Source organism: Pantoea sp. S18, from assembly GCF_045689705.1.
Classification (GTDB): domain Bacteria; phylum Pseudomonadota; class Gammaproteobacteria; order Enterobacterales; family Enterobacteriaceae; genus Pantoea; species Pantoea symbiotica.
In genome coordinates this window covers 722952-746647 of the sequence record NZ_CP142689.1, presented here as the reverse complement: position 1 = coordinate 746647, position 23696 = coordinate 722952, and the positions used below count along the sequence as shown (strand labels likewise).

Here is a 23696-nt window from a genome sequence, read left to right as displayed (position 1 = left end):
TTATCACTGCTTTTACCTGGCTGGATGACATTGCCTGAACTCGTTTTGGGTAACGTCGTCAGGAGGCAAGCCGCGCAGTGGTGCGACAGCAGAATTTAATAGTTATAATATACTAATGCGATTTAATAACAGGCGCAGCATTAGGCCGGCGAACCGGCCTGAGGCATTATCAGATGGCGCAATAAACGCGCGCTTCACGTGGCGTGTAGATACCAAACGTCACTACGCTCAGTAAGCCATTAACAAACGTCTGCTGCACTTCAACCCTGTTAACTTTTTCTTGGCCGCCGCACACCTGCGCCGCATCAATTGTCTTACGCTGACCGATACCTGAAACAAAGAACGGCTGGCTGGTGGTTTTCGTTGCCGCGCCAACTTGGTTCTGTTTCATTACGAAAGTCTGCTGCGCACAGCCGGTTAAACTCAGAGCCAACAACGCCGCAACACAAAGCTTGTTCATAAATATCCTTATCGCCTGAAATGAAAAAAATAAATGCTGAGTGAAATCATCACTTAGCCAGCAATCAGGTTATCGACAACGAAAGCAGAAACATGAGAAAAATTTTCAAGTACGTCTGACGGATACGTTTTGCAGAATAGTACAGCAATAAAAAAAGCCCCTGCACAGCAGGGCCTTTTGATGTTTACCGCAGCGTTTCCGCTCATCGAGTCAAATCGTCGAAGAACTTTATGACTTAATGAAGAAAGCTTTTTTAATGGGGACTGTTCTTATTGGCCGCCGAACCACCAAAGCTCTGTTCCAGCTCGCGCAGCAGCGTCTTATGCTTCTCGCTCATAGCGGACTTTAAATCCAGTTAGTCCGCTTTGTGCCAGAGGCGGACCTCCTACTATCGCCCGAATCCTGTATTCTTCCGTCGGCAAACGTTTCGGTGTGATTTGTTGTTATTGTCATACCGCACGAATTACTTATTCATCACTCTTTAGCCAACGAAAAGTTTACTATATGCTTTTATCTAGTGAACTAGATAATCAATAGCTAGATAATGAGTTGGCATATGAACAAGCAGTCACGGCAAGAAATAGGGACACAACTTTCTTTTGCGTTATATGGTGCGGCGAGCAGAATGAACCGGTTACATAAGCCGTTCCTGGACCCGCTGGGACTTACCTTCCCACAGTATCTGGTCATGCTGGAGTTGTTTAATGGCACCCCGCGCACCGTGGGGGATATCGGGAATAAGCTTGGCATGGATACCGGCACCATTACGCCCGTTCTCAAACGCCTTGAGGCTGCCGGACGCATAATCCGCACACGTGACCGCGCAGACGAAAGACGAGTTCTCATTACCCTTACAGATGAGGGGCTCGCTTTGCAAAGTGAGCTGTGGCTCGTAACCGAAAGAATCAAATCAGCCTGTCAGCTATCGGATGAAAAGCTCGAGGAGTTACGGGATACCCTGAATGGCTTTGCCCATCCCGCTGATAACTGATCATCCTCCACTCATACAAAAGGTACTGCTATGAAAATAGGCATTATTGGCGCCGGAAATATTGGTGCGACGCTGGCAAACAAGCTCTCTGTGCAGGGCCATGACGTCAAACTGGCGAACTCGAGAGGACCGGAAAGCATTGCAGACCTGGCGCGAAAAGTGGGTGCACTGGCGGTTGATCGCCAGGAGGCCGTACGAGAAGTGGACGTCATCATTCTGTCTATACCCTTTGATAAGCACACCGAACTTGCTGATTTGATGCGCGACGTCCCTGAAAGCGTGATCGTCATTGATACGTCTAATTATTATCCTTTCCGTGACGGGGACATTATTGAGATCCGTGAAGGTAAGCCTGAAAGCGTGTACGCCAGTGAAACAGTTCAGCGCCATCTCATCAAAGCCTGGAATGCTGTTCTGGCCGAGACGCTTAAAGTGAAAGGTCAGGATGCAGGTTCTCCGTCCCGTATTGCTATTCCTGTTGCGGGCGACGACTCCGCAGCAAAGTCTGTTGTGATGGAGCTGGTCTGTCAGAGTGGTTTCGATGCATTTGACGCCGGTATGCTTAGCGAATCATGGCGGCAACAGCCCGGTACTCCAGCCTACTGCACTGAGCTTAACGCCGCAGAACTTAGAGCGGCCCTTCAGGCGGCGGATAAAGATCGCGCACCACTGAACAGAGATGCGTTGATCAGAGAATTCATGTCTGCAGGCGATCATTTAACACATGATGTGATAGTCAAACGTAACCGTGCAGTAACAGCCTGAGTTAAAGAGAAGAGCTTATGACACATAGAGAAAAGTACCGGATTGCAGTCCTGGGAACCGGTCATATCGGTAAAACACTTGCCCGCAGTCTTGCAGCTGCCGGTCATTTCGTAAAAGTCGCAAATTCACGCGGGCCAGAAACGATAGACCCCGACGTGCTTGAAACGGGCGCTGAAGCATCTGATACAGCCAGTGCCGTGCAGGACGCGCAGGTAGTCATCCTGTCCATACCTATGGCGAAGCTTGCGGGTATCGCGCCTCTGATACGCAATCTGCCTCAGGATGTTATCGTTGCTGATACCTCCAACTACTATCCACATCGTGATGGCTTCATTGACACTTTCTCAGATGGTGAGGTTGAAAGTCAGTGGGTGGCGCATCTCCTGAAGCGTCCCCTTATCAAGGCATGGAATGCCATAGGTTCAGATTCTCTCGCCAGAAAAGGTTCAACAGCGGGATCTCCAGTGCGTATTGCAATTCCGGTGGCAGGGAATATCGAAGAGCACAAGATGGTGATCATGGATTTTGTCATTAATACGGGATTCGATGCCTTTGATGCGGGTAACCTTGATGAGTCCTGGCGGCAACAGCCAGGTGCTCCGTGTTACTGTACGGACCTCACATATGGACAAATGAAATCCGCGCTGGCTGCAGCTGAAAAGGTACGATTACCCGTGCGCCGGGATATTGCAGTTCAGGCAATACAGGAGCGTGTGGGTGATAAACGCACAAACCCTGATGCCGATTATATTGTTCGTTTACACAGGGCGCTTTTCATGTAATTCGAAAGTCGTGTTACTCCCTCCTCAAATGACTGCTCTGTTATATCGATATTTTCGCTCAAATCATTTCCATTTGCTGATGTATGAGCGAAAAGCAACATCCGCTTTTCGCTGTGAGTTCAACGGGACGTTGCCACGCGCTCATGCGGGCACTGTGCCATGAGCGGACGTTGCTAACATAGCGTCATGGAGGACGCAACAATGAATAAGCATGGCAGGGTCAGATTGATTTATTACAGCGGTTACCCTCATGCCTGGCCAGAGCCTGCCGATAACTGTAATGCGCCTCATCAGGGGTGAAATAAACCGATATTGCGATTGAATGTGCTGAGCTATTGCTCCTCCTGCCCTGGAGGAGCTTTTTTTTTGCCGGAGATGACCCAAGTGCAGAATAATAAGTTTCTGTGCGTAACTCCCCGAAGTGAGAGCGAAGGCAGGGCCTAATACTTACTGGCAGCGGGAGCGCTAAGCTTGAGCCTTTCTGCCGCAAAGGTGAGGTTACTAATAGCAGGTTCCTCCAGCGTAGGTTATGTGCGACTGCCGGTGGAAGGGAGTTATCAGGCAGGGGGGCTGAATATTAAACGTCATTTGCCGATAACAAAAATGACACACATCATATGACCCCCTGATAACGAGAACCGACATGAAAATTTCTACACGCCTTGCTACAGGCTTTGGCCTGCTTATTCTCCTGTTTGTTATCTGTACCGTGATTTCGCTCATGGCGCTCGGCAGAGCCAGCGATGGTATGGACGATGCCGTTAACGTCAAAATGAAAAAATATCAGCTTGTGCTGGATATGCGCGGTGGCATCAGGGATATGGGCATTGCGGTACGCAACATAGCCCTACTCACTGACCCTCAGGCGATGAAGCCAGAATGGGAGCGATTACAGAAACAGGCGTCTCTGTATGAAGTCAATCGTCGGGCATTGGTTGATGTTATGAAAAGTGACTCAACCCCGGAAGGCCGTGAGGTCATTCGCCGCATTACTGATGCAGAAGGGCCAGCAATATCTGCGCTGAAGCAGGCCGGCCAGCTCGGACTGGATAATCGTGCTCAGGAGGCGACGGCTTATCTGATGAATGTCACGCGCCCGGCTCAGACTATGTTGCTGAACGCCTTAAACGACATGACGCAGATCCAGCTGAAAAATACGCAGTCCGCCGTTGAGCAGAACAGTGCCGCGGCTGATCGTGCATCACTGACACTCGTTCTGCTCGCTGCTGTGTCCGTAGTGATTGCGCTCGTAACCTGCACTTTAACCATTCGCATGCTTATGCGCCAGCTTGGAGGGGAGCCTGCGCAGGCTCAGTCACTGGCGGCTACCATTGCCTCTGGCAACCTGACAACATCTGTGACGCTGCGTCGCAACGACACGAGCAGCCTGATGGCGTCACTGGATGGCATGCAGGCAAACCTGCGGGGGCTGGTATCGCAGATAAAAGACTCGGCTGCTTCTGTGGCTATGGCGGCGGATGAGATATCGCAGGGCAATACGGAGCTCTCCTCCCGTACGGAGCAGCAGGCCGCTGCTCTTCAGGAAACGGCCGCCAGTATGGAGCAGCTGACCGCTACGGTGAAAAGCAACTCAGTTGGCGCACAGCAGACAGCTGAGTCTGCGCGCGAAACTGCATCTTTTGCCCGTACGGGGGAAACCGATATGCAGCGTATGTCTGAAACCATGAACGACATTTCACTCAGTGCGGCTAAGGTACGGGATATCACATCCGTCATTGAGAGTATCGCCTTCCAGACCAATATCCTGGCGCTCAACGCAGCGGTGGAGGCCGCCCGGGCAGGGGAAGATGGGCGTGGTTTTGCCGTTGTGGCAGGAGAGGTCCGAACCCTTGCCCAGCGCAGCGCCACCGCCGCACGGGACATCAAGCAGCTGATTGAACAGGCCGTAGAACAGGTGGAAAGCGGTGTTGAAGTGGCTGCTGGCACCGGACAAAGTATTCTGAGAATTGTTGGAATGGTGGGCGAGTTGGCAGAGGCTATGGATAACATCTCGCTCGCGTCTTCAGAGCAGATGCAGGGGATTTCTCAGGTCAGCATTGCTGTCAGCCAGATGGATGGCGTCACGCAGAATAACGCCGCGCTGGTAGAGGAGTCCTCTTCTGCTTCGCAGTCACTTTCTGAGCAGGCGCACGCCCTGCGTGGAATGGTTGATGCCTTCCGGGTATGAACAGCAATGAGATACCAGCTAATTAAGCCCGCTCCGCGGGCTTTTTTCACCTCAAGCGGGTAATGGGCTTGTATGTTAAAAGCGTTACGTCTGTCAGGCATTAAGAAAAAGATTCCGGCTGCGCTTATGTGCCCGCAAATAAGGCTGATAACGGTAGTGTGCCTCACCAGGGGTATACACTGATACTGCTGCTGTATATGCTGAAGGCTCACGCTGCGGGGAGCCTTTTTTTCGCCGGAGGTAATGTCATTGCAGAATCTTGAGATCGTGCCACGTCTGCTGCCGGACGTTCGCGCAGGCAGGAAACTTCATACCATCCGCTGGCGGGAGCGCGAAATAGTGCCGGGCCCGATGCTTTACGTAAACATGCGGGATGCCTCCGACACGGTCATGGTGTGGGTCACGCACGTTGAAAAAATGCCGCTTTATGACATCGCGTCCAGGCTTGGGAAAAGCACGGATTGGCCGGATACCATACTGCTTGAAGGGATGCGTGAGCACTACCCGCGCATAGAGATGGATTCCGAAGTCGTGGTCATCCACCATTTATCGCCTGAGGCGTAAGTTGGTTGCAGGGTTGTTATGTTTATTGTGGCAGAACCTCCCGGCCGCCATCATTTGTTGTCCGCCTGTCGCTCATTGCGGACCTGACCCACGCATCAACTTCGTGCCAAAAGCGGACACTGAGATATCCAAATTTATGTATCGAGTGTCATCAGAGAAAGACATATCCTCCACCACCGCACCTCAAAACAAAAGAATATAAAATGCTAATCAATATTATAAACGCAATCTTTCAAGGATTTTATTTTAGAATGACTCCACTCACACTTGAATTATCAATCAAATAATTTTGACATTAACTTTCGCCACAAGGTTGTTTTTTTATTGTCGGTTAATGTATTAGCCCAGGATGGATTCTTTAAATCACTTGGTAATAAATATTTTCGATCATCATCATCTACAACGACTGCACCTAATCTTTTTGCTATCTGTAACATCTTACAATAAAGGGCTTCTTCAGGTTGCTTGCTATAAATTCGACCATCATCCCAATCAAGCCAGGATTCATCATGTGCCTGATGGTTACTCCATCTAGTAAAATAATCACCATTCCTTTTATCTATTGATAATTCTTCATCATTATCAATAAGCTGAACCCATTCTTCACTTGTAATTGGATTACTTGCGCTATCAAACCAATTTTCTGTTCTTACGATATGAAGTTCCCAGCCCATAAACATCTCCTTTTGTTGATGAACAATCCATAAGAAATGTTCAAACGAAAGTCTGAAGTTTAGCTCCTAAACAACCCGAAATCATGCAACTTTAATGAGCTGGTATATTTACAGGCTAAAAAGTTGCCCAGACAGAACGAAAGCGTCCTTCTTCCCACTGATAAACTCATTGTGATTTTAGTCATTCTGCACCAGTGTTGTGAACTGCTGCTGACTTTCGCCCTCGCTTATGGCGGACTTTCGCTGAATTATGCGCAACTGCATTGAATCAAAAGATCAGCTTCTTCCATTCACTGCTTCGCTCATCGTTATATTTGTCTGTCATTGCCTGATTTGAGTGTCCCAGAAGTGTCTGAGTATCAATGCCCTGAGCTCTGTAAAGCCGTTCAGACAGAGAGCGCTGTTCATGGAAAGAGGGGGCCTGGCCTTCCTCCCATAGTAATCCTGATGCTTCTCTTGCCAGACGAAAATTATCTCGCAAAGAGTGCGGTTTAACCTGTTCCCCTCTTTTAGAGGGGCCTTTGTCGTCGCGATGATGAAGCAGGTAGGGGCTCAAAATTCTGTCACGACATTGCCCGATGATTTCGCGCAAGCTGATACCCAGCGCATTGCAGTGTAGTGAAAGGGGCAGTGCTATGCGTGCGCCTGTTTTCTGCTGAACGATGTGCAGATGATCATCCCACACATCGGAAAATCGCATTTTCGAAATATCACTGATGCGCTGCCCTGAAACTACAGCAAGCAACATGGCGCGTTGCATATACCGGGGTTTTTCGGCATGGGCATAAATCTTTTTCCACGTAGGCAAATCAAGTCTGGCTCTCATGACTTTTGCCCTGGGTGTACGGGTCGATAACGCTGGGTTAAAGCCCGGGCTGACTTCACCCGCGCGTTGCGCCTCCTTAAAGAAATCAATACAAATCGTCCTTACAAGAAGCGCCATACTGTTTTTATTTCGTTCGAGGTAAGGCTCCATCAAGGCGTTGATGTCTTTCACTGTGACTTCATCCAGAGGCTTCATACCGATTTCTGGCACCAGAATGTCGAGTACTAGTTTCTTCTGCTGAATCGTCTTCGTTTTTAACTCGCCTGACTTAACGCGTCGTGTCTGCAACTGAAGATATTTTTCTGATCAGCCTGAAGTCGTTATTGATGTGTTCAGGCTTTCCGCCAGTTTGTTTCTCGCTTTGATGAGATGACGCATCTGGTTCTCAGATAATCTGGAGTTAGCTTCAATTGCGATGGCTTTTGCTTCCGCTTCATCGGTGCCTAAACCATGAAATTTACCTGTGACCGGATGCTTATATCGCCAGTAAACGCGTTTTGTTCTGGCATCAGTAAAACAGGACAGATTAGGGATGATGACATTATATTTACGTGGTCTGGCCATCCTCTAATATCCTTTTCAATCTCACGTTATCACTTTGCCTGATTTCAGGACTGGACTGTGCACCGATGAATCGCGCAGAGCGTTCAACGCGCCAGATATTCCCAACTTTTACCGGAGGCGGAAATATCATTCCATTCCTGGCATATTTGCTGAGTGTAGCGGAGACCGGAATCGGATTGCCGAATTCCTCTTCCGCCCAGGTAGATAACTTAATCATGCGAGACATTATATTCTCCGGTTAAAAGTTGAATCGGTTACCACGATGTGGAAGAGTCATTTCTTTAAAGTATCTATCAGGAAAAATATTCTGAGAAATGATGTCTGTTTTTAAGCGTTCATAAATGAAAATTCGCACGCAAGGCGCGATAATAATTATCGATGTTAATTGACTACCCGGATTTCATTACTTCTTTCTCGGCTTTAGTGGCGAGGCGGGAGTAACCCATACGACTGCGAATCAGTACCGGCTCCTTTTTCTTCCATTTTGCTACATCACGCTCCCGATATTTTCGGGGTGCATTCCCATTAACCGAGGCGATAACGTGTTCCTCATGTACCTCTTTCACGCTGACCCGCCAAACAGAGAGCGTGCTGATGGTTGTATTACCCATCTTATGTCGATACAGCTGCCAGGCCGTATCACCAGGTTTCAGGGAACTAATTTTCATTTGCTCTCCTGTGCTTAATTGCGCGAAGTTCCTTCTCATGATCGCTGCGGCATTCGGGGGCACAATAATGGCCCTTGTCGATTGGCTCATCACACCAGAGGCATTTATCAGTGAACGGTGCGGTGACACGCGGCCGGTAAGCTAGCGCTAATTCAATCATCTGAAGTTCAAGCTCTGATGCTGCATCTATCGGATCTGGATGTGTCATTTCGATTTCCTGTAGGCAATAAAAAAACCGCCTCATTGGGCGGTTTTACTGGCTTCATACTTTCTTCGTATTTCAATCATCCTGATGTAAAAGTCGTACAACTCTTTGCGCATGTTGTATTTCATGTCATTAGGTAGCGGCGCTTGCAATTTCATCCATTCATCAAGTTCAGGTTTGCACCGTACGTAGGCATCATCCACAACTTTCTTGGCGGGTATGGATGAATTAATGAAGGGAATTGTATGGTCATTCAAACAACGAGTTTCTGGCGTTCCGAATGCTTTGTCGTCCGCTGCCGCAGACATCGAGAGAAATGCTCCCGTAAATAAAATCCATTTCACAGCTTATTTTTCATCCTTCATATTTACCGGGTCCGATCCCCGTGGGAATTTCATCGACTCCTGTCGGTAAAACTTTAGCCTTCACTCATGAAAGCTAACCATTCTGCCCAGCAGTTTTCTGGGTCGATATCCCTGTAGCCACGACTCTCTGACATACTCAAAGCCGCTTCAGCGTCCACGGAAATGGCGGTGGCGTTATCTCTGATATCTAATACCTCCAATTCAGTTAGAGGCGAGCCTTTCTCATCCGCTTTAGATAGCAGCAAGGCAATAAGCGAAGGCACAAAGACGATCGTCATTTATCCGCATCCTTCTGATAAACCGGGTCACTGCCACGCGGAAACTGTAGCGCGACATTCCTGTAATGCTGCAGGCGCTCTTTGAAGTACTCACGCAAATCTGCAGGTTGCTGCATTTCTGCTTCATGTGGAACGACGGGCATGTTCATGCGCTCTTTATATGCAACGCCAGACGCGGCTAAATCAACGTTCACACAATCGCGTTCTTCTCTGCTGCGGGCTGCTAAGTTGTGAGAATTGACGCCACCCTCCAGCAGTGATTTTGTCCTTCAGGCTTAGAGGAGGGATTCACCATAGCGTGATAGAACCCCGGTACTGAAGTTATTTTCGTCTTCGCCTTATAACGTTACCTTCGAGGCGTAGCTCTGGTGTTGGTTCTACCGGAACAAGTTGCCACTTACCGTCAGGTGTAAACCCGTTTTCATCTAATTATATTTTCATGTTTTCTCCAGCAACGATTATAACGCCTATTCTTTAAAACAGGAGGTGCATATGTGTGGAGGATTCATTCGCTTAAGTAGAATAGGTAAATATTTTTAATCCTTAGAGCCCAGAGCTGAGAACAGAATGTATGCCACCGATTCCGCTGGGATTGCCATAATACCAGCTTACCCTTAAGATACTTTGCCTTGCATCAAATTCAAACTAACGTGTGCAAGATCTATTTTAAGGAGGCTATCCTTAAGATGAAATTGAAACTGGTTGACCAAAAGTATTTGGATGGGAATTTGAGAATCAGCCAAAGGGACTGCTGCTGATTACATTATAATCGACCCGTCCTATCTCGTGTTTGATGTGCTAAGCAACTTACGCGTTAATATTTGATGTTTGGAAAGCAGCACTTTCTTGTCTTCTGCTCACTCCATGACCAATGGAACTTGGCTAATAGTTACTGGCCGGCTACAGCTTTTAGTGTAATCCTTCTTTACTCTAGTTAAATTCACCCATGTACTTAGGGCATGCTGTCAGTTATTAACTAACCTTTCTTAGCTCGGATTTTCATAGATCCTTCCTGAAAGTGCACACACTACCCCGTTATTTTCAATCAGGGAGTGTGTGCAAAGATGATTTAGCCTTTTTTACTTGTGTTAATTTTTGAGGGCTGAAGAAGAATTAAGAAACAAATGCCGAAGCATCCATGCTAAGTGTATAAATATCAGACTCGATATTTTGATCACCATGAGTTTTTATAACTCCACTTAATGTGTTAGTTTTATCTTTAGTCAAAAACCAGTCACCGTCGGCAAGAGGTGTTATACCCATAAATGGGGGCAAGTAAACATAAATATGATGTTTCGGGTCATTCGTACCTGTTAATAGGTACTGACCAGTATTTTGTTTTTGAGCCCTATTAGGTGTCCAGCGTATTCCCAAACGGTTTGGTGGCGTTGCACTAATGTTGAATGTGGCAAGTTTTGTATTACCAGGAACTTTTCCTGCATTCAAATATTTCTCAGCCACCAGTTGAAAATCAACTTTCACTGGGTTTTTAAACACCAAATCTACAGATCGGTTAACAGTTTCTCCTGTCCTCTTAGGAGTGTCTGCCATTGTAGAGCCACATGCAACAGCGGCAATAACCAGAAGGAGTATGCGTATACTTTTCATGTAAGTCCTTACTCTTTTTTTTTGTGAGAGATATAATTTGGTATTATTCATAAATTATTGTTGGTCGGGTTTTGTGTTTTTCTTTAATATTCCTCCTTATGGTCAAGATGGTCCATAATGCACTTCGCACTTAGCTGCACAGTCAAGGAACTGGAAGCTATAAATTGTTCGCCACGACTAAGTAATTTAATTTCAGAAAATCTTGTCGAATTTCTTATGAAAATCCCTTTTCCACTAACAGTGTTCGGTTGCCAGTTTTCACCATGTAGTTTTACGCTAAGATTTATTTCCCCGTTTTCTGCATTCGAAAGTGTGTATTGTCCGGGAGTAGTTTCATTACTTGTTGTTTCATCCCACACGTTTAGGACACAACCTGAGTTTATGCCAGAAATGCGTATTCGGGCCAATAGCGTACTATCTGGTATCTTTCCTGCATGTAGATCAGATTGAGCGATAATTGTCATGTTTAATTTTTCTGCTCGTAAGTGAGATGATAGTAAGCAAAATATGAGTGAAGAGATAAATAAAAATAAATTCCTACGGGATAACATAGTGTCTTTCCTGTTAATGACTTTTAACTGTGATAAAATACAGACCAGCAGCAGATTCGCTTTTTTCTAAGTGATAATTAAATATGAGCGTTTTACCTTTTAATTTAACAGTTAATCTACCGTTACGTGCTAATCCGGATAAAAAGACTTTTCCATTGTTGTCGACTATTCCCACTGTACCGTCCGCTGACAAAGCATTCACTACTGAACCAAAGGGTACTTTTGAACCATCATGTTGCAATAGCGTGACTATTGCCTTTGCACCTATATTAGTTTTAAAAGTTACAGGAATGACGGCACCTTCTGTTGGCACAACTGTCTTATCGGTTATGTTTATCTCAACGTCAGGTGGAAGCGTTGTCGGATCCAAAGAAATAGAATTCTCGTGATAAGGGTTCAAAAAAGGTTGGGCTGTATATCCCCGATAATCGGAAGCAATACCAGGAGAGCCTAATACTTTGACTCCTTTAGCCCCTCTGGCCTCAATCAGTGCGTTGGTTTCACCAAGCGACTGCGTGAACGTAAGACCATGGGGATGAGCGATCAAACCGCCGTCTATGGCAATGTAGCGCTGCCGGTAATTATGGTCATAGCTGTAACCTGAAGAGATATGTCCATAAGATCCACTCCATCCGATATTGATATCGCCATTGTTGCGGCTTTCTGCGTTGTCGGGGGTGTAACGCTGGTCTACGCTCCAGCTAATTCGCTGATCAAATGCCTCACCACTTAAGCCCACCGAATGACTGGCATGACCGGGCGATGAATGTGTTAACCGGTATGAAGCTCGAGTGTTAACTCCCATCCATTTTTTCAGCGGTACGCTCAGCCAGAGAGTGGTGATATTGTTTCTGCGATGGCGATAAGCGCTCTGATATGTTGACCAGTTAAACGAAAGGGTCATCCCGTTTAATGGAATAGCATACCCCGCGTTGAAACTTAACTCGTGGTTACCGCTGTTCCAGTAAGTATCACGGTAAGCGCCGGCGTTAAGATAACCCCATTTCCCTAAGCCCTGGCTGACAGATATTCCCGTACGGCTTTTCTTTTTATTTCTTTGTTGCCGGCGTATTACGACCTTATCCTTTCGCCAGCTGTCCAGCGTTTCTCCTAACGTAAGATAATTAGCCTGACTGAACTGAAAATTGACTAACGTAAGCGAGGTGTTTGTCACGACAATCTGCTTACTGTACCGCATGCGCCAGGACTGGCCACGATGAGTGCCCTCACTGGAAGGTTGTCCCCGGCTATATACCATGTCTGTTGATATAGCCCCCCAGTCCCCCATGCTTACGCCCACCCCCAGTGACGAAGACTGATAGTGCCGGGCTGCCTGGATACCGCCATATAGCGTGAATCCACGCGGAAGACCATACATCGCGGTGGATTCCACGACGGGTGCCTGAATAACCCTTTTATCAGATGATCGATACTGCCCTGCCATCACGCTGTATCGCAGATAACCTTCCTTTATTGCCACTGCCGGAGTCTGAAAAGGCACAGTAAAGACCTGAGGGACACCATCGGCTTCCCATACGGTGACCTGAAAGTCGCCTCCCGAACCGGTGGGATTAAAATCCGTTAGCGCGAAAGGGCCTGGTGCGATGATCTGGTTATAGATGGTATAGCCGTTTTGCCTGACCTCTACGCGCGCCTGCGTCCTGGCCACACCGTGTATCACTGGGGCAAACATGTATTGACTCGAAGGAACCATCCTGTCGTCCGAAGCAAGCATCACGCCACGGAATGGGACGCTATCGAATATTTCCGAAGGGGTGTAGCGCTCTCCCAGGGTCAAACGACTGTTTATGTCGTTAATACTGCGTTCCAGATAGGTATTGATGACTTGCCAGCGGCCTGGTCGTCCCTTTGACTGATGCCAGCTGGTGACATTCCGTAGCCGCCATGGGCCAAGATTTGCCCCAGGACTTATTTGCAGCCACGAATATTGATCAGTGCGATATGATGCTCCGCGCATTACACTTTGACTGGTACCCGCATGGTAATTCAAGATTAGAGCGGGAATGCCGTCATCCCATAACGTTTTTGGCGCGATGCCTCTCAGTCTGGGTTTGAGATATACCTGAGGGATACTCAGAACCAGTGTCTGCTCGTTAAAACGGAAATCGGCCCGAGTGCCAGGTATCTGGGACAGGTCAAACTGCCCAGTGCGCACCTCCTCGTCTGAAACCTTAATTCGCTCCATGCGGATACCATAATCGGAAAGTACTTCACGTGTAATACAGGGAACAAGTTTCTGGTGACTGTATTTGTTCGGCATCAATGTGAACACGACAGACCTGGAATCAACATGTGTGTCATTAATGAATATGTCTACCGGGTAAGCGCCGGGCAACTGACTGCCCTGATTGAACAGGGAAAGGTCAGCTTCAGTACCGCTCCCCGCTATCAGCGAAGGGTTGAAAGTATAAGCCTTCACTTGCGACTGAATTACGGCCAGCACAATGCCTGCCGCAAAGATGGGTCTTGATGCGAACATGATTCAGATCCTGAAGGGCATGAATGTAGCGAATTAACGGGGCTATTTCAGTACGGACGTAAATTCCTGACTCTCCCCGCCATAATCCGTAATCATTCGCCAGTGAACCGGGCCGCGTGCGCCTGCGGGGATGCTCAGTTCTCGTTTCCCCATGGGCGGCACATACTCAAGGTTGTTCACACTCACTTTGCCAAGCATAACGCTGCTGAGATTAATGAAGAACGGCGTGGGGTTTTTTATGATAAGGGTCTTACCGGTTTTGACCCAGGTCAGGCTTGACGCGAAATCGTCTGGTGTTCCCCTCAGAGAGGAAGGGCGAACGATCAGTTTCAGACAACTTTTGATGCGTAACTGAGTGAGAAGGGTGGCACTGTTTCCGGCGACTCTCCTCTTATATGCTTCATCCGTCCAGTCGGAGTCCGGCTCAGGTGGGATCCCCTTAAGGCACAGCCAGAAAAGTGATTCCTTCAGGTCATCGGCGTGATTGCTTGTCGCGATAACTTTTATACGACTTTGTTGATGCCCATCCAGTCGGAAAAGTGGCGGTGTAACAATAAAGGGGGCTTTTGACTTACGGTCATTCCCAATCACTTCTGACTGAACCAGCATGGGATACGACTGGGGATTCATCACCGTCAGGGAGGCCCCATTTGAACCTGCAGGATAAATAAGACGTGTCGCGCCAGTTTTAATGGAAAATGCCTGGAGTTCATTTTTAATTGGTACGCCTTCACCCTTAGCAAGCGTCACGGTACCAACCATGGCTGCAATGAGAATCATGATGTTAACATTTGCTGTCATTTTTAATTTTTCCGTAGTCCAGCTTTTAATTTTCAATCGTTCATTGTTCGATGATATATAATTTCAACGCTCAGGCTCACTAGTTTAATGAGCGTGTTATTACTTCTCTTTATTGGGAATGTTTGCTGCAATCGCGTAATTATTGCCTGATGTCACCACTTCCACGTTCACCGCTGCATACAGGGGCATAATATAATTAACTGGCTGCTCCATTAATTCCATGTAGCTGAACGCATCTGCATGGCTCAGGAACAGCTTGTCCTGCACTTCGCCCGGTAACTTTACGATCCATGCAACGGGTGGGGAAATCAGTGAAAGTTTAGCAATGAAATATACCAGTCGTTCCATGTGTTCTGAATTGGCAGTATTCAAATGACAATCTATGTAGTTAAGTAGTAAATTTTTCATGAATACCTCTTAGTTTGATAATGGCGGTGTCTATGCGTTATTTTTTATTTAACAGCGCACCATAAATCAATATTTTTCGATTTAACTCATTTTGTTGAGTGAGAGGAATGTATCACTCAGACATAATTAGATGAAGTCAGAAAAGTGAACAAATTCAGAAGTTGAATTTTCCCTGGTATTAGCTAAGACAAATATAAGATTATTTTTGAGACCATCCATTACGTAAAACACTCTGGCAATACTGGCTTCGATGTTCTGACCATTCAGCGTTAACCTGTCTCATGGCCAGTTTCATTGCCTTTAACCAGAGCTTCCCTGCTTTTTCATAGTGTCCAAAGTTTTCCGCAATCGCTGCTGCTTCAGCAGTGTTATAATAACGGAGGTTACGTAAATTACCTTTCATGGGCTTACCTTGTCTCCTGGCCACACTTTTAACAAATCATGATTTCTGACTTGTTCCGGCTTCATCCATTTCAGCTTTCCTCACCAGAAAGACATCGGTCGCTTTCTCAAGTAGTGCTGGTGTAGAAGCCAGCACTCTGGAGGCATAGGCGTAACATTTGGCCAACGCGCTGACGGTTTTGGCGTTCATCGCAGCCTCACAGAAATCCGCCAGCAGCTTATCGGGCGTCCGTTGCTGAACATCCTGATCGTTGACGAAAACTTTCGCTTTCCCGGCGGAACGCTGTGCTGATTTTTGCTCAGGCGCTGTCACTACGGAATGCTGTGTATCTGGGATAGGCGGTGGCGCTGTTGCTGGCGTATCCGATGCGCTTTGGTCAACATCTGATGCTTCATCTTCAGTATCACTGTGTTCAATTAACGCCTCGGCTTGCTGCCTGGACTGATTGATCAGTGCGTTCAAGTCGGTCAAAGTGGATTTAGCGGGAGTAATATCTCGCTCAACGGTTGGAGCAGTGTCAATTTCATCGGGTGTATAAACGCCCAGGATGACATCGGGGCAATGCAGTCGCGCCCAACGTTTGACGGCGAGATAAGCCAGTTGTTGTTTGGGGTCACTTGCCCACAGTGTGGAGTTGCGCACCTGCGCCTGCGTTAAAAGGATTTCCAGCTCGCGTGGCTGTTCCTCATTCTTCATCGTTGCCCAGACACGAACGCCACAACCGGATTCATCGTCCAGTGTCCATCCGGGAGCCGTGTACTTATTTCCCTTTGATGACGTTTTTTCAGTGAATTTGCCGATGACCTTTTCCCACGGACCAAACCAGGCATACTGAATCCGATCGCGTGTAGGGGCCATTGTCGAGATGACGGCGTTAACCAGCTGAGCTTCATAACCCAGTACGCCGTTAACCATGAAGGTTTTCTGGGCCACAGCAAACGGGTTCATGCGCCACTGCACCGCCTGCATTGTGACGGCGAGGCAGTCTGAGGCTTTTCCGGCGAGGTGCGCTGGTACAGTCACCCGGCTGCCGGCCATAATCTCGGCGAAACGCACAAGCTTATCCAGTGCATCCGGGCTGAAAATGGTGGCGGCCGTGCTGGTGTTATCTGACGTGGGGTCCACTGGTTTATTCTGCATCACTGATTCTCCTGTCTGCGTGCCCACAACGGGCGCTGGATTGTCTCAATGCCGCCCCAGTAATCATTGAGGCGGCAGTGGTGGAAGGTGTCGAGATTCTGGCGAAAGAGTTTCAAACCTGTCTGAAAGTCATCTTCATGCAGTTCGAACACCCGAATGGGGTAGCGGCCACAATCGATGGTTTCGCCCACGGCAATAAAGACAAACTGTGGATTTTCCCGTAAGCAATTGTAGAAACCCTCGCAGTACATCGCGGCCTGAACGTGATACCGGAACTCTTCTATATGCCGTGAAAAACGGGACATGTCGGCAACTTTCTTGACATCAATGATGACAGGGCGGTCGGCCAGAAATTTGTCCGGGCGGATTCGGCATAGCTCATCGGTTTCACTGTCTCGCCAGTAGATTGAAGATTCGCAATACCCTTCGTCTTTCAAAAAGTAACTGGCTGCGGGGTGAGCCATTGCACTGTCTCGCATCAGCAAAAGCTTTCGTCCCTGCTCAGCATCCAGCACGGTCATGTTCATCCTGCTGGCATCGTCCAGGAATGTCTGCTCTTCCGCCTTGCCCTGATTTGTGCGGCGGTTGAAAGCGGGGGCCACGATATAGCGCTTATCAAATTCACCGGGTTCCAGCAGCATGCAATGCAGGGCGCTACCCATATCCAGTGCGGCTGTTTTTTCAGGATCGACAGGCGCATCCTTACGCCATTTGTAGATGGCAGGGTTCAGCGCCACATCATCAAGCTGCGACTTACTGACCCCCGGGCCTGCGTGGTAGTCCTCATTACTGATGTTGTGATACACGCCGGGTTTTACTGGCATGGCTCCTCCCATTTCAGTAATACCTGCAGGTCATAGTTTTCATTTGCCTGGAGGTAAGCAAGGTTAAGAATGAAGTCCCAATACTCTTCATTCGCTTTACCGCCGAAACAGCATTTGCTGGCGAATGGATGAAGCAGGGAAGCCCTGAATTCATCAAGCGTGTCAGGAAAGAAGGTAAGAAGGCGTGCGGCTTCGTCGTCGATCCACTGCTCTTTTCGAATGGCATCCTGTTCTTCCGCATCGAGCTGTTCTTTTCTGCGCTCGAGCTCAATGAATGGCATCATGGCTTGCCCTCCTGAAGAATGATTTCGGTCAGTCTGTCAGTCAGAACCTGCAGTAGCGGTTTAGGAGGTCGACGGCTAAAGCTGGCACTGCTCAGAATGTTCTTTCGGCTGAACTCGACAGAATGGATGGAGTGAAAAGGACGTGCGCAGGCGGCATCGCCCCTGATGTTTTTGTTCATCATGGTGAAGTTCCTGTGAATAGGTCTGTTAAAAGGTATTGCTGTGGAAAAGGCTGAGTGAGGCTAGAAGAGGTCAGTTCTGGATTTCACTCAGCGCCTGATAACAAGTAGTTCGATCACGACCATTTTCTTACTGGTTTTCGTGCTACTGGCCGGTAACCGGGCTCCCCCGATCAATGCACCCTGCAAATCAGCACCTTCCAGCTTGGCTGTACGCATGTCCGCATCCCGTAGATTGGCAGCCATCAACTTTGCATGGCTGAAGTCTGTGTTTAATAAAGTGGTGCCTGACAGATCAGCGAACGGCATAAAAGCCCGGCAAAGCAGGGTGTTATTCAGACTCGCTCCCTGTAAATTTGCACCAATCATAAGGGCCTGGGTCAGATCAGCGTTATCGAGAGGTGCACCTCTCAGGTCCATAAAACTCATATCGGCACGCTTTCCTTTCTGACCCTCTGAGCGGACCCAGATTTTGTGAGCACGCAGTATGATTTCAAGTTGTGAAAGGTTCATGGTGTTACTCCATTGATTAACGGGTAAAAGGTGATGGCCTGACCTGTTTCTCCTGAGTTGGAGGAGAACGGGCGAATGAGAATTTTTTTAACGGCGTTGCGTTCAGTTGTGTGTGTAGCGGAACTGACCAGCGCGCCTGAACGGAGTATGTCCATGTAATGAAGACTCAGCAGGTTCGTCGGGTTGTTCAGGGTAAGTAAGACATAGATGCAAAACATTCATTTACACTCCTCCCGCCTTGCTGCCGCGCGGGCTTCATAAATGGAGGGCGTTTTGCCCGAAATGATTGTTTTCAGACAAAACACACCAGACGTCGATACGTTTGCTTCTGGAGCCGCGCTCAGGGCTGCATTTGCTACCCGCGCGTGTTTAAGCAAGCAGAAGATGCAGGACTTAATGATGAGCATGGATTGTTCGCCATTTGTGATGTATGTGATTTTCACAGGATCAACTCCGTGTAAATATTCAGAAAGAAGCAGGTATAATTAAAGCCAGTCTGGCCTCTCACCTTTACCGGTATAAAAGTCAAGAATATCCAGGAGCCTTGGATAAAATTGAATTGCGCGTTCGCCATCCATCGCCTCAATATCTTCCAGTCTGAAGCGTCGCCAGTCTTCGAATTTGTGAGTCTGACAGCCGGCGCTTAATGTGACGCCATGCGTTATTTGAATACTGTATTCCTCACCCAGAATAAGCCATGTATTGGCAGGTAAGCGGGTTCCAAATAAATGGGCTCCTTTCAGCTTTGTTCCCGTTACATCAGCGAGGCGAAGATTAGCGTCATAGAAATTCGTATAAAATAAATTGGAATGACGTAGTGACGCATAATCAAACTTTACGTGAGTAAAATCAGCTCTCTCCAGATTACATCCATCTAATGCAGCATGGCGTAGTTTTGCACGACTGAAGTTACAGGCGCTGAGGTTACAATTAGTTAAGATGCATTTCTCAAGATTGATGTTATAAAAATTGTGTTTAGACAAATCCCGGTAATTAAGTACTAATCTTTTCCCCTCTTCACCTGCTGACCGAAGCCAGGCGTAATGATCCTTCAGTAATGCCGATAATTCTTCTTCAGTCATTTCATTTCCATAAGACTTTAAGGAACAATTTAACATTGACAGGTCATGCATATTTGTTATTCCCGTTCAGAGTTCTTTGTCATAATCGGCGTGACTGAGTAAAAGCCATTTTCTCCCTCCGTTTTTGGAGAGAAGACGCCAGGAAGGTGTCACGCAGATGGAAAGATAGCCATGTCGTATTGTGCGTCGTGGCTTTATTTGTCCCTGACGCCATTGCCTTAGAAGACAGCGTGCCCGGATGTTAACGCGTTCTGGTACCTTATGTTTATTCACGGCTGGCCACCCATTCATCTGCGCATGACGCAGCAAGCTTTTGGGTAAATACCCAGTCTAAGCCATCACAGAAATGGACAAATCTCCGCGAACGGTTTAAAGAACAGGCTGTGAATATGTGCCAACCCCATCTGAATCTGTAAATCATGTGATCTCCTAGTTTCAGGTAAAAATAGTCCCGTCTATGACGGGACAGCAGTGTATAATCCATTTTTAACCAGCATGATAATACTGAACGATGTTTGTTTTACTTTCTGATCGTGAGATTTCAGGCGAAATAGATCGCACGTTATTTATGACGTGTAGTAGAAATCATTAACCTAAGTAAACGCAATGCTCTTATTCAGGATTATGCGACTTTTCACACGCACAACACTTAGGGCGTAAGTCCGGGTGTAATTTATAGACGGGCTCCAGAATTTCACTGATTATATTATCAATTGAAATCTGTACTTTCTCCATATACTCTTCTGATTCCTCGCTGGTCACTTTACCTTCTGCTTCATACTCGTAAATATTACCCACTGATATACTCAGTTCTCGTACAACCATTAAAACGGATTGTTTAATGCTTACTGCTGCTTCACGATTGTGCATAGATGCTCCAGATAAATTTTTAATAGCGTTGATTAATTAAATAATATGGTGAGTGTAAGGCCCTGATTTATTAAGCACCCTCATAAGGTTTCAACGTAGAGGGTATATAAGTCAATTCCGTCTTCTCATGATGGCATTTAGGATTATTTCATATTGAGGAAATGCACAGTCCGGGTAATATGTTCGACCTCTACAGAGAGAGGTCACTATGAAAAATGTCGTACTGAGCATGCTTGCCAAAATTTCGAAAATTGACGCGGCGACGAAGCAGCTGACTGCCCGCGTCGAAGCACAGTCACTTCTCATCAGCGCGTTGGTTTTAGCCGTCAGCAAGCAGGGTGGTGTCACTGAGATGATTGAGAGCGCGAATAAAGCGATTAATACAGTTATTGAGTCGGCAGAGTCCGATGATATGCTCAAGTCAGATGCTGCAATTTTGCTGAGTGAATTGCAGGATTTGCTCACTATTTCCCGGGCCGTAGACGGGGCTGATACTGAAATCAACCATGAAGGTCTGGCAGAGATTTCAGGAATGTCCTCTGGAAATGACAATTCAATTCAGGACAAGAGCTGACAATTTTTAGTGGCGTATCGAAAGCCATTCGCTAATAAAAAAACCCGGCATTAAGCCGGGTGGTATAAACTGCACCTTTAAACGGAACCAGCAATGTTCCTTGCTTAAGCATAATGCCTAAGATTAAATCCGATACTAAGGAACATTTGTCGTTACGATAAGGTTATTTTTCAGTAAGCGAGTTACATGCATAACCACCTGAACCATAATGTTTATTCCAGCAGTGTGCTTTGGTTTTGGTGAGTCTGGTTGGCTTTTGTAATTATAAAAATCTTTCTTAGCGCTTAGCTCAAACCTGCTATCGAAATTAATGTGTGATGGCGGTCTGATTTTTTCCGGGCATTATGCGACTCTCACTTTATTCGCTCAGAGACGTTAAAAAAAATCCCGCACAAGGCGGGAAAGGGTCAAAGGAATGCAGGTATGCGGTCTGATAAATTACGCCCGGCAAGCCGGGCTAAGTCGCAGCCGCGAATTGACTAGACGAGGAGTCGGAATTACTTCCTGACGAAGAATTTATAATCTAATCGTTATTCGTTTTACTGAAAAAATTCATCCATTCGTTTATTTCATCTCACCTCTGTAATGATTTTTTTGATTAGCAATAATCAAGGCTTGCCAGTTTTCATCACGTAAATTGAAAGGCAGGGTGATTTTTGCTTGAGAGGTTTGCTTTGCCCGAAACAGCTGCGTCGAACATCACGAATCCTGGCCAGATCAAAATCACTGGCATTCCGGTGATAAGTCTTGATGTGGGTTAATGGAGTTCGAGGGTCGAAGCGTCTGTTGCAAAGCGGGCATACAACGTTAGTGCGTTTCATGCTTCCTTCTCCAACAAATGACATGGCACTGGTTAGCGCCATCTCGTTTGTTGCGAGTAGGTTGGGTTTTGCCACTTCGGGATATCGCACTCCTGTGCTCCTCCCGCCCGACTTTATTGTGCCGTCCAAACTAACTCGTAGAGCATTAGTTCGAGGGTTTCCGTTCCACTAATTCAAAGATCACACGATGTGGCATCAGGTGTCAACACGTATTGTGTGATATTTTTTGAAGGTCACGTTTTGTTATTGAATTTAATGTGATCTTTTATGCTCATAAACCCGCAGTTTGGGCTTTATGAGCATGAGGGGAAGAACTTCGAAGGAGGTGAGTTTAAGATGGAAGATAAGATTATTGGCAAGGCTTAAAAAAATTCATCATCCCATTGTGCTTTTACAACCTTACCGAGAATGCGACAATTTTCATCAATTTCGATGCTTTGATATCTCGCTGTAGTATTCATAGGCTCGAGCCACTGCTTACCATCCTCTGTAACAAACTTTTTGAAAGTAACTTCCGTTTTGTCATACACGATACTTACGCAGTAGTGGCCGGACTCGATAGGTGCTTCAGGATCAACTAAAACAAGGATGCCCTCTGGAAAACTGGGTTTAACTCCATAGGGGGAAGTCATTGAATGCCCTGGAACCTGAAACCAAAAGGATTTTTTACTTGCCCGTGTTGTGGAGGAGTAAAACTTAGTATTACTGTCAAAAGCGATTGGATATCCGCGCTCCTGACTTATTAGTTGGTCTTTAGTGAGTAGTGGATATTCGTGTTGCTTGTAAACTGTACTTGAATCATCGCCGAACAGAATAAATGCTGGAGTCACCCCTAAAGCCAAAGCCAGTAGTGCCGCGTCATCAGCATTCACTTTTCGTGAACCAATCTCGTAATTGCCTAATCTTGATGCTGTAACCCAGCCGCACTGTTTCGCTAACTGAGCCTGGCTCAGCCTTTTTGACTCTCTGAGCGCCCTTATTCTTTCCCCAATATCGTTAGACATTTCATATCTCAATTTACGGAATTACACATGCCGTGAGTATAGCAGCCTCACACCGTGGTTGAAATTAGATCACAAATTGTGATAGTTAATATGTGATTGCACTGGAGGCTTTATGAACAATTTAGCTTTGATTCGAAAAAAAATAGGCATTTCTCAGGCAGTGCTGGCGAAGTCAATTGGCTGGGGGCCATCTCGTATTGCCAATTACGAAAGCAACATCCGAACCCCAAGCCTGGCCAGCTGCCGTCTGATCCTCAAGGGGCTGGAAACGCTCGGTCACACACTTACTATAGATGAGGTATTCCCTCCATAAAAAATTATTTTAAACAAAGCCTTACTCGAAGATAAATTGTCACTAATCATCAGCAGCGTCTCCGAAGTTCTTTGCCCGGAAACGCTGTTTCGACCATTTTTAGGAAATTATCCAATGGAAAGAGCAAATGCACGCAAATCAGATGGACTGAGTGTGAATGGCCGTCATCTTCTCTCTTTAGCCCATAAAGCGTTATTGCATACACGGCAAACTGAAGTTGCTAAACGACTTAACGTAGCCGATTCAACAGTGCTGAGACGAACAGAGAAATACCCTGAAATCATGGAAACGCTGGCAGCAAGTGGGGTGGAGGATTTCGTGTTGAGGGGAGAGATGAAAGTGCCACTGGAACAGTATCGATGGCTTCTCACCGTGGCCATACAATTTGCCGAGTACGAACTGGAGCGCACAAAAGAGAAAACCCCGGACTGCTGTAACAGTACCGGGGTTTAGTGCAGAACAGTTTCGTCAGAAACCATCCCAATTATGTC

Annotated in this window: 31 protein-coding genes and 2 pseudogenes; 8 read left to right on the top strand and 25 right to left on the bottom strand. The window is 46.9% G+C overall.

Annotated features, from left to right (window positions below; genetic code table 11):
- Positions 1–169 precede the first annotated feature (169 nt).
- Together VIJ98_RS23390 and VIJ98_RS23385 are read right to left on the bottom strand one after the other, a co-directional pair.
- Complete coding sequence (locus tag VIJ98_RS23390; protein ID WP_176973647.1) at positions 170–460, bottom strand: Bor family protein; 291 nt, start codon at positions 458–460, stop codon at positions 170–172.
- 202 nt (positions 461–662) lie between these two features.
- Positions 663–797, bottom strand: a pseudogene (locus tag VIJ98_RS23385) (molecular chaperone DnaJ); the annotation flags it as partial.
- Between the two features lie 219 nt (positions 798–1016).
- Between VIJ98_RS23385 and VIJ98_RS23380 the strand changes: the two are divergent.
- The 5 genes from VIJ98_RS23380 (at position 1017) to VIJ98_RS23360 (ending at position 5750) form a co-directional block, all read left to right on the top strand.
- The gene (locus tag VIJ98_RS23380; protein ID WP_265135657.1) at positions 1017–1451 is read left to right on the top strand and encodes a MarR family winged helix-turn-helix transcriptional regulator; all 435 of its coding nucleotides are present in this window, start codon (positions 1017–1019) and stop codon (positions 1449–1451) included.
- 30 nt (positions 1452–1481) lie between these two features.
- The gene (locus VIJ98_RS23375) at positions 1482–2216 is read left to right on the top strand and encodes an NADPH-dependent F420 reductase (protein WP_407330319.1); all 735 of its coding nucleotides are present in this window, start codon (positions 1482–1484) and stop codon (positions 2214–2216) included.
- A 17-nt stretch (positions 2217–2233) separates the two neighbouring features.
- Positions 2234–2998 carry an NAD(P)-binding domain-containing protein gene (locus VIJ98_RS23370; protein WP_323271657.1) on the top strand — a complete coding sequence of 255 codons (765 nt, stop codon included), beginning with the start codon at positions 2234–2236 and terminating at the stop codon, positions 2996–2998.
- A 643-nt stretch (positions 2999–3641) separates the two neighbouring features.
- Entirely contained in the window at positions 3642–5186 is a 1545-nt protein-coding gene (locus VIJ98_RS23365) for a methyl-accepting chemotaxis protein (protein ID WP_323271656.1), read from the top strand.
- A 243-nt stretch (positions 5187–5429) separates the two neighbouring features.
- Entirely contained in the window at positions 5430–5750 is a 321-nt protein-coding gene (locus VIJ98_RS23360) for a hypothetical protein (RefSeq protein WP_323271655.1), read from the top strand.
- Between the two features lie 275 nt (positions 5751–6025).
- On the opposite strand, the gene VIJ98_RS23355 is transcribed toward VIJ98_RS23360, so the two are convergent.
- From VIJ98_RS23355 to VIJ98_RS23250, 22 genes and pseudogenes are all read right to left on the bottom strand, one after another.
- On the bottom strand, positions 6026–6424 hold the full coding sequence (locus VIJ98_RS23355) for a hypothetical protein (RefSeq protein WP_323271654.1): 399 nt from the start codon (positions 6422–6424) through the stop codon (positions 6026–6028).
- A 268-nt stretch (positions 6425–6692) separates the two neighbouring features.
- Positions 6693–7814, bottom strand: a pseudogene (locus VIJ98_RS23350) (phage integrase Arm DNA-binding domain-containing protein).
- Positions 7798–8040 (bottom strand): excisionase, encoded by a 243-nt coding sequence (locus VIJ98_RS23345; RefSeq protein ID WP_323271653.1) that lies wholly within the window; start codon positions 8038–8040, stop codon positions 7798–7800. The pseudogene VIJ98_RS23350 and the gene VIJ98_RS23345 overlap by 17 nt, the downstream one beginning before the upstream one ends.
- 163 nt (positions 8041–8203) lie before the next feature.
- Complete coding sequence (locus VIJ98_RS23340; protein WP_323271652.1) at positions 8204–8482, bottom strand: hypothetical protein; 279 nt, start codon at positions 8480–8482, stop codon at positions 8204–8206.
- Positions 8472–8690: a hypothetical protein gene (locus tag VIJ98_RS23335; RefSeq protein WP_323271651.1), complete on the bottom strand. Its 219-nt coding sequence runs from the start codon at positions 8688–8690 to the stop codon at positions 8472–8474. The genes VIJ98_RS23340 and VIJ98_RS23335 overlap by 11 nt, the downstream gene beginning before the upstream one ends.
- Before the next feature lie 32 nt (positions 8691–8722).
- Positions 8723–9031: a hypothetical protein gene (locus VIJ98_RS23330; RefSeq protein ID WP_323271650.1), complete on the bottom strand. Its 309-nt coding sequence runs from the start codon at positions 9029–9031 to the stop codon at positions 8723–8725.
- 74 nt (positions 9032–9105) lie between these two features.
- On the bottom strand, positions 9106–9330 hold the full coding sequence (locus tag VIJ98_RS23325; protein ID WP_323271649.1) for a hypothetical protein: 225 nt from the start codon (positions 9328–9330) through the stop codon (positions 9106–9108).
- Positions 9327–9584, bottom strand: a complete 258-nt coding sequence (locus VIJ98_RS23320; RefSeq protein WP_323271811.1) for a DNA polymerase III subunit theta — start codon at positions 9582–9584, stop codon at positions 9327–9329. Before VIJ98_RS23320 ends, VIJ98_RS23325 begins: the two co-directional genes overlap by 4 nt.
- A gap of 859 nt (positions 9585–10443) precedes the next feature.
- Complete coding sequence (locus VIJ98_RS23315; protein WP_277976442.1) at positions 10444–10938, bottom strand: hypothetical protein; 495 nt, start codon at positions 10936–10938, stop codon at positions 10444–10446.
- 83 nt (positions 10939–11021) lie between these two features.
- Entirely contained in the window at positions 11022–11402 is a 381-nt protein-coding gene (afaD, locus tag VIJ98_RS23310; protein WP_277976441.1) for an AfaD family invasin, read from the bottom strand.
- A gap of 100 nt (positions 11403–11502) precedes the next feature.
- Positions 11503–13989, bottom strand: a complete 2487-nt coding sequence (locus VIJ98_RS23305; RefSeq protein ID WP_323271648.1) for a fimbria/pilus outer membrane usher protein — start codon at positions 13987–13989, stop codon at positions 11503–11505.
- A 42-nt stretch (positions 13990–14031) separates the two neighbouring features.
- The gene (locus tag VIJ98_RS23300; RefSeq protein WP_323271647.1) at positions 14032–14826 is read right to left on the bottom strand and encodes a fimbria/pilus periplasmic chaperone; all 795 of its coding nucleotides are present in this window, start codon (positions 14824–14826) and stop codon (positions 14032–14034) included.
- A gap of 63 nt (positions 14827–14889) precedes the next feature.
- Positions 14890–15198: a hypothetical protein gene (locus VIJ98_RS23295; protein WP_323271646.1), complete on the bottom strand. Its 309-nt coding sequence runs from the start codon at positions 15196–15198 to the stop codon at positions 14890–14892.
- Between the two features lie 199 nt (positions 15199–15397).
- Entirely contained in the window at positions 15398–15601 is a 204-nt protein-coding gene (locus tag VIJ98_RS23290) for an ANR family transcriptional regulator (RefSeq protein WP_323271645.1), read from the bottom strand.
- A gap of 36 nt (positions 15602–15637) precedes the next feature.
- On the bottom strand, positions 15638–16741 hold the full coding sequence (locus VIJ98_RS23285) for a RecT family recombinase (RefSeq protein ID WP_323271644.1): 1104 nt from the start codon (positions 16739–16741) through the stop codon (positions 15638–15640).
- Positions 16741–17565, bottom strand: a complete 825-nt coding sequence (locus tag VIJ98_RS23280) for a PD-(D/E)XK nuclease-like domain-containing protein (RefSeq protein ID WP_323271643.1) — start codon at positions 17563–17565, stop codon at positions 16741–16743. Before VIJ98_RS23280 ends, VIJ98_RS23285 begins: the two co-directional genes overlap by 1 nt.
- Positions 17556–17849, bottom strand: coding sequence for a host nuclease inhibitor GamL (gamL, locus tag VIJ98_RS23275; RefSeq protein ID WP_323271642.1), 294 nt, complete (start codon positions 17847–17849; stop codon positions 17556–17558). Before gamL ends, VIJ98_RS23280 begins: the two co-directional genes overlap by 10 nt.
- Positions 17846–18031 carry a hypothetical protein gene (locus VIJ98_RS23270; protein WP_277976433.1) on the bottom strand — a complete coding sequence of 62 codons (186 nt, stop codon included), beginning with the start codon at positions 18029–18031 and terminating at the stop codon, positions 17846–17848. The genes gamL and VIJ98_RS23270 overlap by 4 nt, the downstream gene beginning before the upstream one ends.
- A gap of 87 nt (positions 18032–18118) precedes the next feature.
- Positions 18119–18541, bottom strand: a complete 423-nt coding sequence (locus VIJ98_RS23265) for a pentapeptide repeat-containing protein (protein ID WP_323271641.1) — start codon at positions 18539–18541, stop codon at positions 18119–18121.
- Positions 18542–18759: 218 nt separating this feature from the next.
- On the bottom strand, positions 18760–18984 hold the full coding sequence (locus VIJ98_RS23260; RefSeq protein WP_323271640.1) for a hypothetical protein: 225 nt from the start codon (positions 18982–18984) through the stop codon (positions 18760–18762).
- A gap of 42 nt (positions 18985–19026) precedes the next feature.
- A complete protein-coding gene (locus VIJ98_RS23255) occupies positions 19027–19623 on the bottom strand; it encodes a pentapeptide repeat-containing protein (protein WP_277976430.1) in 597 nt (198 codons plus the stop codon).
- A 612-nt stretch (positions 19624–20235) separates the two neighbouring features.
- Positions 20236–20493: a hypothetical protein gene (locus tag VIJ98_RS23250; protein ID WP_323271639.1), complete on the bottom strand. Its 258-nt coding sequence runs from the start codon at positions 20491–20493 to the stop codon at positions 20236–20238.
- A 208-nt stretch (positions 20494–20701) separates the two neighbouring features.
- Here VIJ98_RS23250 and iraP point away from each other — a divergent pair, with 208 nt between their 5' ends.
- Entirely contained in the window at positions 20702–21067 is a 366-nt protein-coding gene (gene iraP, locus VIJ98_RS23245) for an anti-adapter protein IraP (protein ID WP_154183910.1), read from the top strand.
- Between the two features lie 1183 nt (positions 21068–22250).
- On the opposite strand, the gene VIJ98_RS23240 is transcribed toward iraP, so the two are convergent.
- Positions 22251–22892: a LexA family transcriptional regulator gene (locus tag VIJ98_RS23240; RefSeq protein ID WP_101761650.1), complete on the bottom strand. Its 642-nt coding sequence runs from the start codon at positions 22890–22892 to the stop codon at positions 22251–22253.
- 112 nt (positions 22893–23004) lie between these two features.
- On the opposite strand from VIJ98_RS23240, the gene VIJ98_RS23235 reads away from it, so the two are divergent.
- Both VIJ98_RS23235 and VIJ98_RS23230 read left to right on the top strand, forming a co-directional pair.
- On the top strand, positions 23005–23205 hold the full coding sequence (locus VIJ98_RS23235) for a helix-turn-helix transcriptional regulator (RefSeq protein ID WP_091003926.1): 201 nt from the start codon (positions 23005–23007) through the stop codon (positions 23203–23205).
- A gap of 36 nt (positions 23206–23241) precedes the next feature.
- Entirely contained in the window at positions 23242–23658 is a 417-nt protein-coding gene (locus VIJ98_RS23230; RefSeq protein WP_323271638.1) for a hypothetical protein, read from the top strand.
- Positions 23659–23696 lie beyond the last annotated feature (38 nt).

Excerpts from the sequence above, each read along its gene's own strand:
- VIJ98_RS23390 (WP_176973647.1), bottom strand. The coding sequence starts at position 460 with ATGAACAAGCTTTGTGTTGCGGCGTTGTTGGCTCTGAGTTTAACCGGC.
- VIJ98_RS23380 (WP_265135657.1), top strand. The coding sequence starts at position 1,017 with ATGAACAAGCAGTCACGGCAAGAAATAGGGACACAACTTTCTTTTGCG.
- VIJ98_RS23375 (WP_407330319.1), top strand. The coding sequence starts at position 1,482 with ATGAAAATAGGCATTATTGGCGCCGGAAATATTGGTGCGACGCTGGCA.
- VIJ98_RS23370 (WP_323271657.1), top strand. The coding sequence starts at position 2,234 with ATGACACATAGAGAAAAGTACCGGATTGCAGTCCTGGGAACCGGTCAT.
- VIJ98_RS23365 (WP_323271656.1), top strand. The coding sequence starts at position 3,642 with ATGAAAATTTCTACACGCCTTGCTACAGGCTTTGGCCTGCTTATTCTC.
- VIJ98_RS23360 (WP_323271655.1), top strand. The coding sequence starts at position 5,430 with ATGTCATTGCAGAATCTTGAGATCGTGCCACGTCTGCTGCCGGACGTT.
- VIJ98_RS23355 (WP_323271654.1), bottom strand. The coding sequence starts at position 6,424 with ATGGGCTGGGAACTTCATATCGTAAGAACAGAAAATTGGTTTGATAGC.
- VIJ98_RS23345 (WP_323271653.1), bottom strand. The coding sequence starts at position 8,040 with ATGTCTCGCATGATTAAGTTATCTACCTGGGCGGAAGAGGAATTCGGC.
- VIJ98_RS23340 (WP_323271652.1), bottom strand. The coding sequence starts at position 8,482 with ATGAAAATTAGTTCCCTGAAACCTGGTGATACGGCCTGGCAGCTGTAT.
- VIJ98_RS23335 (WP_323271651.1), bottom strand. The coding sequence starts at position 8,690 with ATGACACATCCAGATCCGATAGATGCAGCATCAGAGCTTGAACTTCAG.
- VIJ98_RS23325 (WP_323271649.1), bottom strand. The coding sequence starts at position 9,330 with ATGACGATCGTCTTTGTGCCTTCGCTTATTGCCTTGCTGCTATCTAAA.
- VIJ98_RS23315 (WP_277976442.1), bottom strand. The coding sequence starts at position 10,938 with ATGAAAAGTATACGCATACTCCTTCTGGTTATTGCCGCTGTTGCATGT.
- afaD (WP_277976441.1), bottom strand. The coding sequence starts at position 11,402 with ATGACAATTATCGCTCAATCTGATCTACATGCAGGAAAGATACCAGAT.
- VIJ98_RS23305 (WP_323271648.1), bottom strand. The coding sequence starts at position 13,989 with ATGTTCGCATCAAGACCCATCTTTGCGGCAGGCATTGTGCTGGCCGTA.
- VIJ98_RS23295 (WP_323271646.1), bottom strand. The coding sequence starts at position 15,198 with ATGAAAAATTTACTACTTAACTACATAGATTGTCATTTGAATACTGCC.
- VIJ98_RS23290 (WP_323271645.1), bottom strand. The coding sequence starts at position 15,601 with ATGAAAGGTAATTTACGTAACCTCCGTTATTATAACACTGCTGAAGCA.
- VIJ98_RS23285 (WP_323271644.1), bottom strand. The coding sequence starts at position 16,741 with ATGCAGAATAAACCAGTGGACCCCACGTCAGATAACACCAGCACGGCC.
- VIJ98_RS23280 (WP_323271643.1), bottom strand. The coding sequence starts at position 17,565 with ATGCCAGTAAAACCCGGCGTGTATCACAACATCAGTAATGAGGACTAC.
- gamL (WP_323271642.1), bottom strand. The coding sequence starts at position 17,849 with ATGATGCCATTCATTGAGCTCGAGCGCAGAAAAGAACAGCTCGATGCG.
- VIJ98_RS23270 (WP_277976433.1), bottom strand. The coding sequence starts at position 18,031 with ATGATGAACAAAAACATCAGGGGCGATGCCGCCTGCGCACGTCCTTTT.
- VIJ98_RS23265 (WP_323271641.1), bottom strand. The coding sequence starts at position 18,541 with ATGAACCTTTCACAACTTGAAATCATACTGCGTGCTCACAAAATCTGG.
- VIJ98_RS23255 (WP_277976430.1), bottom strand. The coding sequence starts at position 19,623 with ATGACTGAAGAAGAATTATCGGCATTACTGAAGGATCATTACGCCTGG.
- VIJ98_RS23250 (WP_323271639.1), bottom strand. The coding sequence starts at position 20,493 with ATGCACAATCGTGAAGCAGCAGTAAGCATTAAACAATCCGTTTTAATG.
- iraP (WP_154183910.1), top strand. The coding sequence starts at position 20,702 with ATGAAAAATGTCGTACTGAGCATGCTTGCCAAAATTTCGAAAATTGAC.
- VIJ98_RS23240 (WP_101761650.1), bottom strand. The coding sequence starts at position 22,892 with ATGTCTAACGATATTGGGGAAAGAATAAGGGCGCTCAGAGAGTCAAAA.
- VIJ98_RS23235 (WP_091003926.1), top strand. The coding sequence starts at position 23,005 with ATGAACAATTTAGCTTTGATTCGAAAAAAAATAGGCATTTCTCAGGCA.